Origin of the sequence: Streptomyces sp. NPDC093546, assembly GCF_044765045.1 — a bacterium.
Classification (GTDB): domain Bacteria; phylum Actinomycetota; class Actinomycetes; order Streptomycetales; family Streptomycetaceae; genus Streptomyces.
The window spans coordinates 154,257-168,428 of record NZ_JBIWJG010000015.1 but is presented as its reverse complement, the minus strand read 5'-3'; the positions used below and the strand labels follow the sequence as shown (position 1 = coordinate 168,428).

Sequence of the window (14,172 nt, the reverse complement as noted above, 5' to 3'; positions counted from 1 at the left end):
GCCCGACCGCGTCGTCGCGGACAAGGGCTACTCGGCCCGCAAGATCCGCGCCTATCTCCGCAGGCGTGGGATCGCCTGCACGATCCCGGAACGGATCGACCAGATCAACGGCCGCATCCGCCGGGGCGAAGCACGCTGCCGGCTCGACCGGGCCGCCAAGGATGACGGCGGCGAGCGCCGCGAACCTGCTGGCCGGGAGCCTGCTGGGAGCCTGGGCCGGTGCGGCGTGGGCGGTACGCATGCGCTCCGCCACCCTCTACAAGGTGCTGGCGGCTCTGATGGTGCTGATGGCCGCCGCCCTCGTGGTCACGCACACCACGCCCCTGGACGCGCTCGCGCTGCCGCTGTGGGCGCAGGTGCCCTGTGGAGTGGCGGCAGGGTTCGGCATCGGTGTGGTCGCCGCCATCATGGGTGTGGCGGGCGGCGAGCTGCTGATCCCCACGATCGTGCTGCTGTTCGGCGTGGACATCAGGACCGCCGGGAGCCTTTCCCTGTTGGTCTCACTGCCGACGATGCTGGTGGCCTTCGCGCGCTACAGCCGTGACGGCAGCTTCGCGGTGCTCGGGGCCAATCTCCGCTTCACCATGGTCATGGCCGCGGGATCCGTCGTCGGCGCAGTGCTGGGCGGGCTGCTCCTCGGCGTGTTCTCGGACCTGGTGCTCATCCCCCTGCTGGCCGTGATCCTGCTCGTTTCCGCGATCAAACTCGCCCGTCACGACTGACCGGGCCGACCTGGTCAGCTCACCCGGGATGAGGTCCTTTCCCTCCATCTGCCGGTGTCCGGGAGTGGCTTAGAGTGCGGTTGTGCCGTCGTACAGCATTGGGCAAGCCGCGCAGCTGCTCGGAGTGAGTTCGGAGACCGTTCGGCGGTGGGCGGACGGCGGCAAACTCGGTATGGAGCGGGATGGGTCCGGCAGGCGGGTGATCGAGGGGACGGCCCTGGCCCGCTTCGCACAGGAACGAGGTGCCGGGCTGCACGCCGTCCCTGAGGACGACGTGCCGACATCCGTGCGGAACTCGTTCGTCGGGATCGTGACGGCCGTACGGGTCGATGACGTGGCCGCGCAAGTGGAAGTCCAGTCGGGGCCGCACCGGCTGGTGTCGCTCGTGACGCGTGAGGCCGTCGAGGAATTGGCCCTTGAGGTCGGCGTGACGGTGACCGCCCGTGTGAAATCGACGAGCGTGCACATCGACCTCCCCTGATCGACGCGGCCGTCAGCGGCAGAGCAGTGCCGCGCGCAGGGCCACCGTGTGCTCCAGACGGGACAGGTCCCGGCCGGTGAGTGCCTCGATGCGACCACTGGGCGTTGAAGGCGACCGAGCGCGGCGAGCCGCCCCCGTGCCCGTCGGCCGCCGGCTCCTGCGCCGCACCGAGGGCGTGCCCCGCCTCGTACAGCTCCTTCAGGGTGACGAGCCGACCGGCGCAGTCCACGGGCTCGGGCCCGAGTACGTACAGGTGCCGGGCCAGGCCCGTGTGGCGGGCGGCCAAGGTGCGCAGGCGGTCCGCGAGCGAGGTCGCGGCGAGCAGCACCGCCTTGCCCGCGACGACCGTTCCGGCGGAGGCGAAGGCGCCGGTGTCATGGCGTACGACGTCGGTGTCGGACTGCCGGATGGTAAGCCGATCTTCCGTGGGATTCAGGGTGCCTGCGGTGTGAGTGAGCCAGTCGCCACCCCGCCGGCCTTGAAAACCGCACTCACCCAGGCTCGTTACGTACTGGCCGCAGCGCGCACCGCGGGACCGTCGTCACCGCGCGTCGCCGGCCTCGGCGACGTCAAGGGGCTCGGCATGCTGATGCCCGGCATCCCCGCCGACGTCCGGGCCGTCTACCGCGAGACGGTCCTGGGCCCGTTGCTGAGCGCCGGCCGCGGTTCGAACGGGATGCTCCTGAAAAACACTGGAGGTCTTCCTGGGGCACGCTGGATCGGCGCGTGCCGGATCCCAGGAACCACTCTGTCCGGGGAGTGAGACCGTCGGCCTAACGCCTCGTACATACCTACAAGCGGCCTCTCATTCGCGATGGAGAGTCCCACGACTTTGTTGCAGATGAGAGTTTATGGGCCCTACGGTGTCGCATATGCAGTCATACACCATCGGGCAAGCCGCTCGTCTGCTCGGCGTCAGCCCCGACACGGCGCGACGCTGGGCCGACGCGGGCAGGCTGGCGACCCACCGCGACGAGAGCGGTCGGCGTGTGATCGACGGCAAGTCGCTGGCCGCGTTCTCCATCGAGATCGCGCAGGGCGACGACGAAGACGCGTCGTACACCTCGGCGCGCAACTCCTTCCCCGGGATCGTGACGGCGATCAAGCTCGGTGACATCGCAGCCCAGGTCACCATTCAGGCCGGTCCCCACCGGCTGGTCTCCCTCCTCACCCGCGAGGCCGTCGAGGAACTGGGACTGGAAGTCGGCATGCAGGCCACCGCCCGCGTGAAGTCGACCAGCGTGCACATCGACCGCACCTGACCCCTCACGCAGTACCGAGAGAACTCGGCCGTCGGCGCGACCGGCCCTCCTCCGAACGTTCCGTTCGTCCCCAAGGAGTCCAGACCCTCATGTCCCTCACGCTCACCGGACGTCGTGCCGCTGCTGCCGTCCTCACCGCAGCACTGCTCGCTCCTCTCGCCGCCTGCGGCAACGACGACACCAAGAAGGACACCGGCGGGTCTCCGGCCTCCGGCTCCGGCAGTGCCGCCCCCAAGGCCAACCTCACGGTTCTCGCCGCCGCCTCTCTCACCAGCGTGTTCGAGACCGCGGGTGCCGCATACGAGAAGGCCAACCCCGGCACGAAGATCACCTTCTCTTTCGCCGGCTCGCAGGAGCTCATCGCCCAGGTCTCGCAGGGCTCCCCTGCGGACGCCCTGGTCACCGCCGACACCAAGAGCATGGACAAGGTGAAGGCCGACACGGGAGCCGCGACGGTCATCGCGAAGAACCGGCTCGTCATCGCCACCGGCGAGGGCAACCCGCACAAGGTGGACAACCTGAAGGACCTCGCAGACACCAAGCTCAAGGTCGTTCTCGCCGCGCCCGAGGTCCCGGCCGGCAAGTACAGCAAGCAGATCCTCGACGCCCAGAAGATCACGGTGAAGCCGGTCTCCCAGGAGCCCAACGTGCGCGCCGTGCTCAGCAAGGTGGAGCTCGGCGAGGCCGACGCCGGCCTCGTCTACAAGACGGACGCCGAGAGCGCCAGGGACAAGGTCGACGCCGTCGAGATCCCCGACGCGCAGAACGCCATCGCCCAGTATCCGGCCGCCGCGCTGAAGGGCTCGAAGAACGCCGAGGCCACCGCCGCGTTCGTGGCCTGGCTGTCTTCGCCGGAAGCCCAGAAGATCCTGCAGGACGCCGGCTTCCAGAAGCCGTAGCGGACCGGGATCAGTCAGACCGCGAGGTGCTGTCCGTATCGGGGGAACGGGCAGCCCCGTTGGCCCCCCTCCCCCTTCATGCCTTCATGTCTTCGGGATCATCGATGAAACGAGCAGGCGTACGCATGTCCGACGCCCGTCCACCCCTCATACTGGCGGTGCCCGCGCTGGCGGCCGTGGCGTTCCTGGCCCTCCCGCTGGTCGGCATCCTCGTCCGGACCGAGTGGGGCGAGCTCGCGGACCACCTGAGCTCACCCGGCACCGTCGAGGCGTTGAAGCTGTCGCTGCTCGTTTCCGTCTGGGCGCTCGGGCTCTCGCTGCTGCTCGGCGTCCCGCTGGCCTGGCTGCTCGCCCGAGTCCCCTTCAGGGGCAAGGCGTTGGTCCGCTCGCTCGTGCTGCTGCCCATGGTGCTGCCACCGACGGTCGGCGGAGTCGCGCTGCTCCTCGCCTTCGGCCGACGCGGACTGCTCGGACCGTGGCTGGAGAACACCTTCGGCATCACGCTGGCGTTCCACACCTCCGGAGCCGTCCTCGCCGCGACCTTCGTCGCCATGCCGTTCCTCGTCATCAGTCTGGAAGGCGCGCTCGGCGGGCTCCGCCCACGCTACGAAGAGACGGCGGCCTCTCTCGGCGCCTCACCGGTGCGGGTGTTCTTCACCGTCACACTGCCCATGGTGGCGCCCGGGGTCATCGCGGGGGCGGCCCTCACCTGGGCACGAGCCCTCGGAGAGTTCGGCGCCACGATCACCTTCGCCGGCAACCTCCCCGGCGCCACCCAGACTCTGCCGCTCCAGGTCTATCTGCTGCTCCAGGACGCACCGGAGGCCGCGACCTCGGTATCCCTGTTGCTGCTCGCCATCGCCATGGCCGTTCTGATGGCCCTGCGAGGACGGTGGACGGGCACCCCTGCCGACCGGACCCCCCGCACCGCGCCCGAGGACAGGCCCGACTCGATCACCGTCCCGGTCACGGCCGAGGCGACGGCCGGCGCCTCCCGGCAGGCTCCGTCCGGCGGACGCTGGTCGATGCACGCCGAGGTCACCGGCTTCACCCACCTCACCCTCGACGCCGAACCCGGCACGACCATCGCCGTCGTCGGCCCCAACGGCGCCGGCAAAACCACTCTGCTCCGCGCCCTCCTCGGGCTCACCCCCCGCGCCCACGCGGACCTCACGCTCGGGGACACCGACGTCACCGCCCTGCCCCCGCACCGCAGGCGCGTCGCCTGGGTGCCGCAGGACGGCGCCCTCTTCCCGCACATGACGGCCGTCGCCAACACCGCGTACGGGCTGCGGGCCCAGGGCGTCTCCCGCGCCGAGGCCAGACGGGAGGCCCAGAACTGGCTCGACCGCCTCGGAGTCGGCCACCTCGCACACCGCAGACCGACCCAGCTGTCCGGCGGGCAGGCCGGTCGAGTCGCCCTGGCCCGTGCTCTGGCCGCCCGCCCGCGCCTTCTCGTGCTCGACGAGCCGCTCGCCGCGCTCGACCAGACGACCCGCGCCCACGTCCGGCACACCCTGCGCACGCACTTGGCCGGCTTCGGCGGTGTGTGTCTCATCGTCACGCACGACCCGGTCGAGGCGGTGTCCCTCGCCGACCGCGTACTGGTGCTGGACGAAGGGCGCGCGCTGCAGGACGCCGCCCCCGCCGAGGTCACCCGCCACCCTCGATCCCCTTGGGTGGCCCGGATGCTCGGCCGTAACGCCTGGCCCGGCACGGCCACCTCGGACGGCCTCGCGCTCGACGGTGGCGGCACGCTGGTCGCGGCCGAACCGCTGCCGACCGGCACACCGGCGCTCGCGATCGTCGCGCCCGAGGCAGTGTCCGTCCACCGCGAGAAGCCCGCCGGCAGCCCCCGCAACGTCTGGCCCGGCACCGTACGCGAGATCACCAGCAGCGGCAGCCGGCTGCGGGTCCTGATCACCTCCGACCAGGCACCCGACCTCGTCGCCGAGATCACCCCGCAGGCCGCCGCCGAACTGGCCCTCGCCGACGGGGCGTCCGTCTGGACCAGCGTCAAGGCGACCGAGGCGACGGTCGTGGCCCTCTGATCGCCTTCCGACACCGGGCACTCCGAGATCGCGCCGTCGTCCCGGACGTCGTCGAGTTCTGGCAGGCCGCCACGACCCGCGTCCACGTCCGGCTGCGATACGAACGGGAAGGGGCAGGCTGGCAGCGACGGCAGCTCTGGTCCTGACGTCCGGTTCACGTTCCGGGAAGCAGCACGGGTGCCGCTTCGGCACATTGAAGGGCCGCGCCCCCGGGCGGGGGAGTGCGGCCCTCAGGTGGGTGCAGAGGTTCGGTCAGGCGGCGGAGAGGGAGATCTCGGTCGACTTGATCAGCGCGACGACGGAGGTGCCGGCGTCCAGGCCGAGGTCCTCGACGGCATCCTTGGTGATGGCGGCAGTCAGTTCCCCACCCTCGACGGAAACCTTGACGGAGCCCATGGCGCCGCCGGTCGACACCTCGGTGACGGAGCCGGCGAGCTGGTTGCGGATGGAGATGCCGTCGACGGGTCCGGTCGCGAGGGCGACCTCGGTGGACTTCACGAGCGCCTTGACGGCGGAGCCTTCGGCCAGGCCCAGGTCCTTGACGGCGTCTGCGGTGATCGCGGCGGTGATCTCCTGGCCGCCGGCCAGGCGCACCTTCACGGACGCCATGGCCTCACCCATCGTGACGGCGGTGACGGTGCCGGGGAGCTGGTTACGAATGGACAGGGTCATGGCGAACACGCCTCACAAAGCCGGAATTGAACAGTCATCACTTCTGTGACCTGCGCCATGAGGACGCTACCTGAACGAGAAATACCTCCGGCGACGTGCGTCGCATCCACCAGCCGAACGGACGCACTCTCCTCGCGCATTCCATGCAGGGCTCCGAACCCACGATCCGGGTACCCCTCCAGCTCTGTGAGCTGGTCCGGGCCTCTTGGACCACCTGCCCAACCCCCGTACGACGCTTCTCGAATGGGCTCGCGTCAGCGCCCCGACCTCTGCTCTCCTGCTCTTCCACCCCGCAGGCCGCACCGAACGCGCCGCCCGCCACGGCCGTCCACTCGACCCGAACGACCTTCTGGCTGAAGGCAACCTCCGCCCGGCACTGGAGACGACGGGCTGGTACCGGACGAGTACGAGGACGCAGCAGGCCACTTCCTGGCTCGCGCCGAGTTGCGCCCGGCAGACGACACGTCCCTCCTGCAGGAGGCGATCGCCTACGTCACGAGCAACCCGTACGGCTTGCGGAACTCCTTGTGGGCCACCGACCCCGCCGTCATCGAGCGCTTCGTCGCGCGCACCTTCAACGGCGGGCTGCTGAAGGTCAACGACTCCCACGTCTCGCTGCTGCCGTGGCTGCCGTCCCACGGCGGCACCGGGCACACCGGAGGTGTGTTCGGTGAGGCCAACTACCCGATGCTGCGCTGCTCCCGGCTCCAGGGCGTGTCTATCGCCACCGGTGTCCGCCCCCGGGACGTGGTCCTGGGCGCCTACTCCTCACGGTTTCCCGCGCGGTAGCGCCTTTCGCTCACGGGCCCCCGAGCCCCGGGACGTACGCGGCAGGTGTGACCCGACCTGCCGGGGGAAGCCTGTGAGGCGATGCGTGCGAGGGGGCTTCGTGACGGACGTCGACGTCGTGGTCGTGGGCGCGGGGGTGCTGGGCGGGTCAATCGCGTACGCGCTGGCGTGCGCCGAGCCCGGGCTGCGGATCGTGCTGTCGGGGCGGCGCGGCCCCGGAGCCTCGCAGGCGGCTGGGGCGATGCTCGGGGTGCTGGGCGAGGTGACGGCGGCCGGTGTGCGGTCCCGGCACGGCGAACTGCGCCTCGGGATGGCCGTGGAGGCGGCCGCGCGCTGGCCGGCCTGGCGCCGGGCCGTCCGGGAACGGGCCGGGACAGCGGCGCCCGCGGACGGGTACGGCACGGGAACGTACATCCTGCTCAACGCGGCCTCCGGACCACTCGACGAGGCGGCGCTGGAAGCCATGCGCGCGGCCGGTGCCCGCCACGGGTTGCCCGTCGAGGACAGCGCCGTCTCCGATGTGCCGGCGTACCGGCCGCTGGACAACGACCGGGCGCTGCGGGCCGTCTTCCTACCGCAGGAACGCTTCCTGGACGCACGCCGCTGGCTGCGGACCCTGGACGCGGCGCTCCGGGCGCTGCCGAACGTGCGCCGCGCCGGGGCCGGCCGGCTGCGCGCCCTCGGCACCGCGTACGAACTCGTCACCCAGGAGAGCACGTTCAGGGCGGGCCGGGTCGTCGTGGCGGCCGGCGCGTGGTCCAGCGCCCTCCTGGACCGCATCGACCCGGACCTGCCCGTCCTGCCGGTGGTCGCGGCCGAAGGCACCGCCGTCACCCTCCGCCCGACCGGCCCTGTGCCGCCGATGGTGTTACGCACACCGAACCGCGCCTACGCATGCGGGCTCCACGCCGTCCCGCAGGCCGACGGCACCTGGTACGTCGGCGCCTCCGCCGCACCGGCCCTCCACCCTGGCGACGCTCCCACCGCCGGCGCTCTGCGCTTCCTCCTCGACGCGGGGCTCAGCCAGCTCCACCACGGCCTGACCGGTGCCAGGATCAGCCGCGTCCACCACGGCAACCGCCCCGTGGGACTCGACGGACACCCGGTCCTCGGGAGCGCCGGGCGCCCCGGCCTGTGGGTGGCCACCGGCACGCACCGCGACGGCCTGCACGCCTCCCCGCTGATCGCCCAGGAAATCGCCACCGAGATCCTGCACGAGACCCCGAGCCCCTGGCTCGCCCCCTGGCACCCGTGCCGGAAGCCGATCACCGACTGGACGGCCGCCGCCGCCATCGAGGAAGCGGCGGCCCATCACGCGTCCCTCGCTGCCGAGTCCCGCATGCGGCCGCCCCTGACCGGCGACTGGCCGGGCCTGCTCACCGACGCCTACCGCACGCTCATGGAACAGACGTACGCACGGATGCCCGACGGCTACGTCCTGCCCCCGGAACTCGCGCCGCTCGGTTACGAGCAGGGGCCCGCACTCGCATCACTCGTCCGGAGCCACCTCGACCGCCTGGCAGGCCGGGAAAGCCCGGCCGGCGAACGCCGCCTCCCGGCGTCCCCGGCTCTCCGATCCCGGGCGTAGCCCTTTCGGCGGGCCCGAGTACGCCGCTCACCAGCGGTGCCACCGCCTCAAGTCGTCGGCCGATATCACAGGGCGTCGGCCGTCACACCGTGAGACACATCGGCCAAGGGGGCAGTCGCGCAGGATTTTCCTGCTCTTCATGCGGACGAAGGGGTGCGTGACACGGCGCGGACCTTGCGGTGGGATGTGTCGTGGCCATCCGGGCAAACGTGCCTTTTATATCCGCTTTGTCTGCCGTTGACGGCGGCCGGGCCGGGAGCGGAGACCTGCTCAGCCAGGACGGCGTTGGTGTGCACGACCAAGCCGTCGCCGCTCTATTGTCGCTCTCATCTGCAAGGTCCTTGGGGGACATCATGCGCACCAATCGCACCACGACAGCAGCCGCTCTGCTGGTCGCCGCCGCGCTCACCGCGTGCGGCCCGGCCGAATCGGGCACGGACAAAGCACCGGTCGACGGCAAGACGCCCGCCGGCTCCGGCGCGCCCGGCAAGGAGACAAAGCCCGACGCCGAGAATGCGGCCCTGCCCAACCTGACCGGCAAGGGCCTCCAGAGCGCCCAGGATGAAGCCCAAGCGGCCGGCTTCTACCTCCTCACGTCCCACGACGCACTCGGCCGCGGCCGTAACCAGGTCGTGGACCGGAGCTGGAAGGTCTGCTCCCAGACCCCGGCACCCGGGCAGCACCCCACCGACACGAAGGTCGATTTCAGTACCGTCAAACTGGAGGAGGACTGCCCGGCCGGCGGTGACAAGGCCGAGCCCGCTGAGGCCGGCGGCACCATGCCCGACTTCGTGGGCAAGTCGGTCAAGGTCGCGCGCCAGTCCCTCGACAGCTCGACGAGCATCACGGTGAACGACGCGTCCGGTCAGGACCGCATGGTTCTCGTCGAGTCGAACTGGCAGGTCTGCTCGACCGATCCCGCCGCCGGAGCCGCCCTCACCGGTGAGCCCGTGACTATCGGCGCGGTGAAGTTCGGCGAGGACTGCTGAGACTGCGCAGCCACCGGCGCACGCCGGTGGCTGCGGGACCGATCGGCTCAGCCGCCGCTCTTGCGCCGGAACGACCGCTGGCTCGAGGCCGGGCCGTGCGCCGCGCGCACCTTCGACGCGTCCGGGTTGGCGGCGACGTCCGCCGCGTCCGCCTGGGCGCCGCGCTTGCGCGCCAGGGCCTCACGGAACTTGCGCTTGAGGTCGTACGTGCCGTCGCTGTCCGGCGCCAGAGGGGGCGTCTCGGGGGCGGCCGGCTCCGAACCCTCCGTAGGTACGGGCTCTGCGGTCATGGTGACCTCCTGGATTCGGGGATGGACCGGCACAGCTTGTCATGCCGGGGGCAGTGTGCGGACTCTCAGCCGTTCCGGCGCACGAGGGCGGCCTTGCGGGCCTCGGCGAGCTTGCGGGCCTCGCCGGCCTTGCGGGACGTGCCGCCGGCACCGCGGGAGGTGCCCTTGCTGGTGCCGAGGCCGCGGAAGGGAGCGTTGGTGTTCTTGGGCCGGGGGGCGGCCGGCCCGCCGTCGAGCGGGGCGCCGGAGGGGGCCTTGGCGCCGGTGATGCGGCTCAGCTCCGCCTCGCCCGAGCGCACCTTGGTGACGGTCGGCTCGATGCCGGCCTCGGCCATCATGCGGCTCGTCTCGCGGCGCTGGCCGGACAGCACGAGCGTGACCACGCTGCCGGACTCGCCGGCGCGGGCGGTGCGGCCGGCGCGGTGCACGTAGTCCTTGGGGTCGGTGGGCGGGTCGACGTTGACCACGAGATCGAGGTCGTCGACGTGCAGGCCGCGGGCCGCGACATTGGTCGCCACCAGAACGGTGATCTGGCCGTTCTTGAACTGCGCCAGGGTCCGGGTGCGCTGCGGCTGGGACTTGCCGCTGTGCAGGGCCCCGGCGTGCACCCCGCTGGCCCGCAGGTGCCGAGTGAGCTGGTCGACGGCGTGCTTGGTGTCGAGGAACAGCAGGACGCGGCCGTCGCGGGCGGCGATCTCCGTGGTGACGGCGTAGCGGTCGGGGCCGTGGACGACCAGGACGTGGTGCGCCATCGTCGAGACGGTGCCCGCGGACGGGTCGACCGAGTGGACGACGGGGTCGTGAAGGTAGCGGTGGACCAGCTGATCGACGTCGCGGTCCAGGGTGGCCGAGAACAGCATCCGCTGACCGTCGGGGTGCACCTGGTCGAGCGCCTCGACCACCTGCGGCAGGAATCCCATGTCGCACATCTGGTCGGCCTCGTCCAGCACCGTGATCCGCACGCGTCCCAGGCGGCAGGCGTTGCGCTCGATCAGGTCGTGGAGGCGTCCGGGAGTGGCGACGACCACCTCGGCGCCCTCGCGCAGCGCGGCGACCTGCCGGCCGATCGACACGCCGCCGACGACCGTGGCCATCCGCAGCCGCAAGGCCTCGGCGTACGGCGCCAGCGCCTGGGTGACCTGCTGGGCCAGCTCCCGGGTGGGCACGAGGACGAGGGCGAGGGGCTGCTTCGGTTCGGCGCGCCGCCCGGCCGTGCGGGTCAGCAGCGGCAGGCCGAAGGCGAGCGTCTTGCCGGATCCGGTGCGCCCGCGGCCCAGGACGTCGCGTCCCGCCAGGGCGTCGGGCAACGTGGCGGCCTGGATCGGGAAGGGTTCACGCACCCCGAGGTCGCTCAGCGTCCGCAGGACCTCCGCCGGCAGTTCCAGGCCGGCGAAGGAGACGGCCGGGGGCAGCGCCGCCGGACCGCCGTGAGTGGTGCCGGAGTCGTCGGGGTGCTTCATGAAGAGCCTTCCGCAGGGGACGTACCGAGGAAGGCCCGGCAGGACTGCACTACTTTACAGGTCGGATCACGCACTCCCGTCCCGCGACCGGGTCAGCTGCTTCATTTCGATGATGGTCGCGACGGCGCGCAGCCAGGTGGCCGCGGTGTCGTCGGCGGCGGGCCCGCCCACGATCTCGGTGCCGGCCCGCAGCCACTCCTGTACGAGGGCGGCCGCCTCCGGGCGGGGCAGTGGCTCGGGCAGTTCCGCGGCGTGGGCGAGTCCGCCGGCGCGCACGGTGTCGGCGAGGAAGGAGACCGAGCGCGGCTCGGTGCCGAGGCGGTCGAGGATGACGGCCGCGGCCGCGGCGCCGTCGCCGAAGAGGGCGGTGCGCCGGCTGCCGGGCCCGGCGGTGAGGCCGTAGCGCAGCAGGACGGTGATGTCGAGCTGGGCCAGCTCGTCGTCCGTGCGCTCCGGCGGGTACGGGGCGTCGTTCATGGTGGGGCCTCGGGTGTCTCGGCTCAGTCGACGGTGACGGTGTAGGTGATGCGCTCGGGTGCCGGGGAGGGGGTGGCCGACCCCGTGGTCGGGGTGGCGGAGGGCCCGGTCGTCGCGGGGGGCCGGGTGGAGGTGTGGCCCTGGCAGGTGGTGAAGGTGCAGTGCAGCAGCGTGAAGCGGGTGGTGCCCTTGCCCTTCGCCTCGAAGGTGAAGGTGAGCCGGCCGCCGGCGCCGGGCACCGGCTCGTCGCCGGAGTCCGACGCGTCCTCCTGGCCGCGGCTGACCAGCACCGAGCTGTCGGGCTTGGGGTCGACCAGGTACCAGTGCTCGCGGGTGGAGACGTTCTGGTCGACGGTGAGCGCGAAGCGCTCGCCCGGCTTTGCCTCGATGGTGGTGTCCTCCACCGGGTGGTCGACGGTCCGCGCGCCGCCGGACGGTTCGTCGGTGCCCGGGCCGCAGCCCGTGGTGAGAGCGAGGAGCGCGGCCGCCGCGATCGCGGCACCGCCCCTCCTACCGCGGAAGGTAGACACTGTACGCGTTGGGGAGTTCATTGCTGGAAGCCTTGCCCATGCGGCCGTTGATGAAGTCGTCCTCGCTGACCCAGGTGGTCGTGCCCCAGGGGTTGTACACCTGAAGCATGTCGCCTTCCTGGGCGATGATGGTCATGGCGTGGGCGCCCTTCTCGCCCGAGACGTCGACCGGCACCGGCCGGCCCTGCGCCACCGACTTCTCGACCTCGGTGAGGACCGCCCTGCGGTCGGCGGCGGTGTTCAGGTCCTGGCGCTGGTAGTCGGTGCCGGTGGCACTGCCGACGTGGGTGTCGTTGATCCGCTCCTGCCCCTCGGGCCCCATGCCGGTCCACTTCTCACCGCCTTCGCCTTCGGTGTGCAGCCGGTGCTGTTCGGCCACCAGGCGCTGCCTGAAGGCCACGGGGTCGTCCTGCTGACCGTCGGGGCCGCCGGTGAGCTGGAGCGCGTACACGGGGTCGACCATGGCGCGGGAGGTGACGGTGGACGAGGCCACGCAGGTGCCCTCGGAGCCGTCGCCGCCCTGGACCCACAGCTGGCCGTTGAAGGTCACGTGGTCCTTGTTCTTGTTCGAGCCGTCCTGCTCCAGGCCCTTGTCCTTCATGCTGTCCGCGCCGGTGACCACCGGAGAGAGGTGCCGGCGCAGCCAGTCGGGGTCCTTGTCGTGAATCTTGTCCTGGAACTTCCCGATCTCGGTGACGCTGTGACCGGCGGCCAGGGCCTTCATCAGGTAGGCCCGCTCCTCCGGACTGTTCGACTTCGCCAGCATCCGCTCCATGGCCGTCGCGTCGTCCAGGCTCAGCAGGTCCATACGGGTCGACGCGCGCGCCAGGTCGGCGGGCGTGAGGATCTCGTTCAGTTCGGTGTGGGCGCCCGCGACGCCGGTGTCGGCGAGCATCACCTTGTCGACGGCGGAGAGTTCGCTGGTCCCCATCTTCCCGGCTCGCGCCTCGGCGGCCCACTTGTTCAGGTCACGGGCCGCGACGCGGCTGGCCTCCTGCGCCTCGGAGACGGCGGCGTGCATCATGTCGACGGCGTAGGAGCCGAAGTGGCAGGCGTTCAGGCGGTCCCACTCCTCCTCGTCGTTCTCGTGCATGTCGTCGAAGAAGCCGTCCCTGCCGCCGAGGATCTTCTTCTGCTCCAGCAGCTGTCCGCGGCCCTGCTCGTCCTTGCGCTGCGCGGCGGCGATGGCGTCGGCCAGCGTCAGCAGCGCCGTCGCGCCACCGTTGAACGCCTCGCTCATCTGGGTCACGGACCGGCCGACGGCATTCACCGCGTCGGAGGCGAGGACGCTCGTGTCGCCGACCCATACCTCCGGAAGGCCCTTGCGGCCCACCCGGTCCACCTGGTCGAAGACGCTGCCGACCTGGTCGACCTGGCTGCGGTAGAGCCTTGCCGCGTTCTCCAGCACGCCCTGGTCGCCGCCGGGTGCGGGCACGGAGAGGGCGTTGTCGATCAGGTCGAGGAGCTCGTTCTTGCTCCCGGCGGCGAGCATCTTCTTGGACAGCCCGGCGAGCAAGGCGAGGCGGAAGGAAGGGGAGTCGAAAGGAGAGGAGAAAAAGGACACCGGACCGTTCCTCAGTAGCTCGACAGGGCCGAGCTGCGTCGCTCCGCCTGCGTTGATGTGTCGGCGAGGCCGCTCTTGCCGCCGGCGGGGACGCTGTCCACCTGCGTCCGCACCAGGCCGTCGGAGCCGCGGTAGTCCTTCTTGGCCAGCTGCACCTTGGCACCGAGCTCGTGCAACGCCGACGCCAGCGTCTTGGCCTCCGCTTCCCATGCCTTGACGAACTCGTTCAGCGCGGACGCGGCGTCCTCGCCGCCGACGTTGCTGTACGAGTACGTCGTGCGGGCCTTGACGGCCGCGCTGACGCCGTCCATGTCCGTGCCGGCGTCGTCGAGTTGCTGGGCCTGGCCCGTCATCCCCGCCTTGATCTGGTAGCCGTCCTGGCCCACCGTGCCTCCCCC

The 14,172-nt window shown here is 71.4% G+C and carries 15 protein-coding genes and 3 pseudogenes; 10 read left to right on the top strand and 8 right to left on the bottom strand.

The window, feature by feature from the left end; translation table 11 throughout:
* From ACIRNI_RS27240 to ACIRNI_RS27230, 3 genes and pseudogenes are all read left to right on the top strand, one after another.
* Positions 1–157 (top strand): annotated as a pseudogene (locus ACIRNI_RS27240) (IS5/IS1182 family transposase); the annotation flags it as partial.
* 4 nt (positions 158–161) lie between these two features.
* Positions 162–722 carry a TSUP family transporter gene (locus ACIRNI_RS27235; RefSeq protein ID WP_403555271.1) on the top strand — a complete coding sequence of 187 codons (561 nt, stop codon included), beginning with the start codon at positions 162–164 and terminating at the stop codon, positions 720–722.
* 82 nt (positions 723–804) lie between these two features.
* On the top strand, positions 805–1,203 hold the full coding sequence (locus ACIRNI_RS27230) for a molybdopterin-binding protein (RefSeq protein ID WP_403555269.1): 399 nt from the start codon (positions 805–807) through the stop codon (positions 1,201–1,203).
* Between the two features lie 94 nt (positions 1,204–1,297).
* Here ACIRNI_RS27230 and ACIRNI_RS27225 read toward each other — a convergent pair.
* Positions 1,298–1,651 (bottom strand): annotated as a pseudogene (locus tag ACIRNI_RS27225) (molybdopterin cofactor-binding domain-containing protein); the annotation flags it as partial.
* A gap of 424 nt (positions 1,652–2,075) precedes the next feature.
* Between ACIRNI_RS27225 and ACIRNI_RS27220 the strand changes: the two are divergent.
* The 4 genes from ACIRNI_RS27220 (at position 2,076) to ACIRNI_RS27205 (ending at position 5,561) form a co-directional block, all read left to right on the top strand.
* Complete coding sequence (locus ACIRNI_RS27220; protein ID WP_403555267.1) at positions 2,076–2,465, top strand: molybdopterin-binding protein; 390 nt, start codon at positions 2,076–2,078, stop codon at positions 2,463–2,465.
* A gap of 89 nt (positions 2,466–2,554) precedes the next feature.
* Positions 2,555–3,364: a molybdate ABC transporter substrate-binding protein gene (gene modA, locus ACIRNI_RS27215; RefSeq protein ID WP_403555265.1), complete on the top strand. Its 810-nt coding sequence runs from the start codon at positions 2,555–2,557 to the stop codon at positions 3,362–3,364.
* A gap of 104 nt (positions 3,365–3,468) precedes the next feature.
* Complete coding sequence (locus ACIRNI_RS27210) at positions 3,469–5,415, top strand: ABC transporter permease (RefSeq protein ID WP_403555263.1); 1,947 nt, start codon at positions 3,469–3,471, stop codon at positions 5,413–5,415.
* Positions 5,370–5,561 carry a pyridoxine 5'-phosphate oxidase C-terminal domain-containing protein gene (locus tag ACIRNI_RS27205; protein WP_403555282.1) on the top strand — a complete coding sequence of 64 codons (192 nt, stop codon included), beginning with the start codon at positions 5,370–5,372 and terminating at the stop codon, positions 5,559–5,561. Before ACIRNI_RS27210 ends, ACIRNI_RS27205 begins: the two co-directional genes overlap by 46 nt.
* Positions 5,562–5,667: 106 nt before the next feature.
* On the opposite strand, the gene ACIRNI_RS27200 is transcribed toward ACIRNI_RS27205, so the two are convergent.
* Positions 5,668–6,087 carry a molybdopterin-binding protein gene (locus ACIRNI_RS27200; protein WP_403555261.1) on the bottom strand — a complete coding sequence of 140 codons (420 nt, stop codon included), beginning with the start codon at positions 6,085–6,087 and terminating at the stop codon, positions 5,668–5,670.
* 453 nt (positions 6,088–6,540) lie between these two features.
* Between ACIRNI_RS27200 and ACIRNI_RS27195 the strand changes: the two are divergent.
* From ACIRNI_RS27195 to ACIRNI_RS27185, 3 genes and pseudogenes are all read left to right on the top strand, one after another.
* Positions 6,541–6,876, top strand: a pseudogene (locus ACIRNI_RS27195) (aldehyde dehydrogenase); the annotation flags it as partial.
* A 100-nt stretch (positions 6,877–6,976) separates the two neighbouring features.
* A complete protein-coding gene (locus ACIRNI_RS27190) occupies positions 6,977–8,464 on the top strand; it encodes an NAD(P)/FAD-dependent oxidoreductase (RefSeq protein ID WP_403555260.1) in 1,488 nt (495 codons plus the stop codon).
* A 353-nt stretch (positions 8,465–8,817) separates the two neighbouring features.
* On the top strand, positions 8,818–9,453 hold the full coding sequence (locus ACIRNI_RS27185) for a hypothetical protein (protein ID WP_403555258.1): 636 nt from the start codon (positions 8,818–8,820) through the stop codon (positions 9,451–9,453).
* 47 nt (positions 9,454–9,500) lie between these two features.
* On the opposite strand, the gene ACIRNI_RS27180 is transcribed toward ACIRNI_RS27185, so the two are convergent.
* The 6 genes from ACIRNI_RS27180 to ACIRNI_RS27155 form a co-directional block, all read right to left on the bottom strand.
* Positions 9,501–9,743, bottom strand: a complete 243-nt coding sequence (locus ACIRNI_RS27180) for a DUF5302 domain-containing protein (RefSeq protein ID WP_403555256.1) — start codon at positions 9,741–9,743, stop codon at positions 9,501–9,503.
* 65 nt (positions 9,744–9,808) lie between these two features.
* A complete protein-coding gene (locus tag ACIRNI_RS27175; RefSeq protein WP_403555254.1) occupies positions 9,809–11,203 on the bottom strand; it encodes a DEAD/DEAH box helicase in 1,395 nt (464 codons plus the stop codon).
* Positions 11,204–11,269: 66 nt separating this feature from the next.
* Positions 11,270–11,680: a hypothetical protein gene (locus ACIRNI_RS27170; RefSeq protein ID WP_403555252.1), complete on the bottom strand. Its 411-nt coding sequence runs from the start codon at positions 11,678–11,680 to the stop codon at positions 11,270–11,272.
* A 23-nt stretch (positions 11,681–11,703) separates the two neighbouring features.
* On the bottom strand, positions 11,704–12,210 hold the full coding sequence (locus ACIRNI_RS27165) for a protease inhibitor I42 family protein (RefSeq protein WP_403555250.1): 507 nt from the start codon (positions 12,208–12,210) through the stop codon (positions 11,704–11,706).
* Positions 12,191–13,774, bottom strand: coding sequence for a peptidoglycan-binding protein (locus tag ACIRNI_RS27160; protein WP_403555248.1), 1,584 nt, complete (start codon positions 13,772–13,774; stop codon positions 12,191–12,193). The genes ACIRNI_RS27165 and ACIRNI_RS27160 overlap by 20 nt, the downstream gene beginning before the upstream one ends.
* Before the next feature lie 11 nt (positions 13,775–13,785).
* Positions 13,786–14,160 carry a hypothetical protein gene (locus ACIRNI_RS27155; RefSeq protein WP_403555246.1) on the bottom strand — a complete coding sequence of 125 codons (375 nt, stop codon included), beginning with the start codon at positions 14,158–14,160 and terminating at the stop codon, positions 13,786–13,788.
* Between the last annotated feature and the right edge of the window lie 12 nt (positions 14,161–14,172).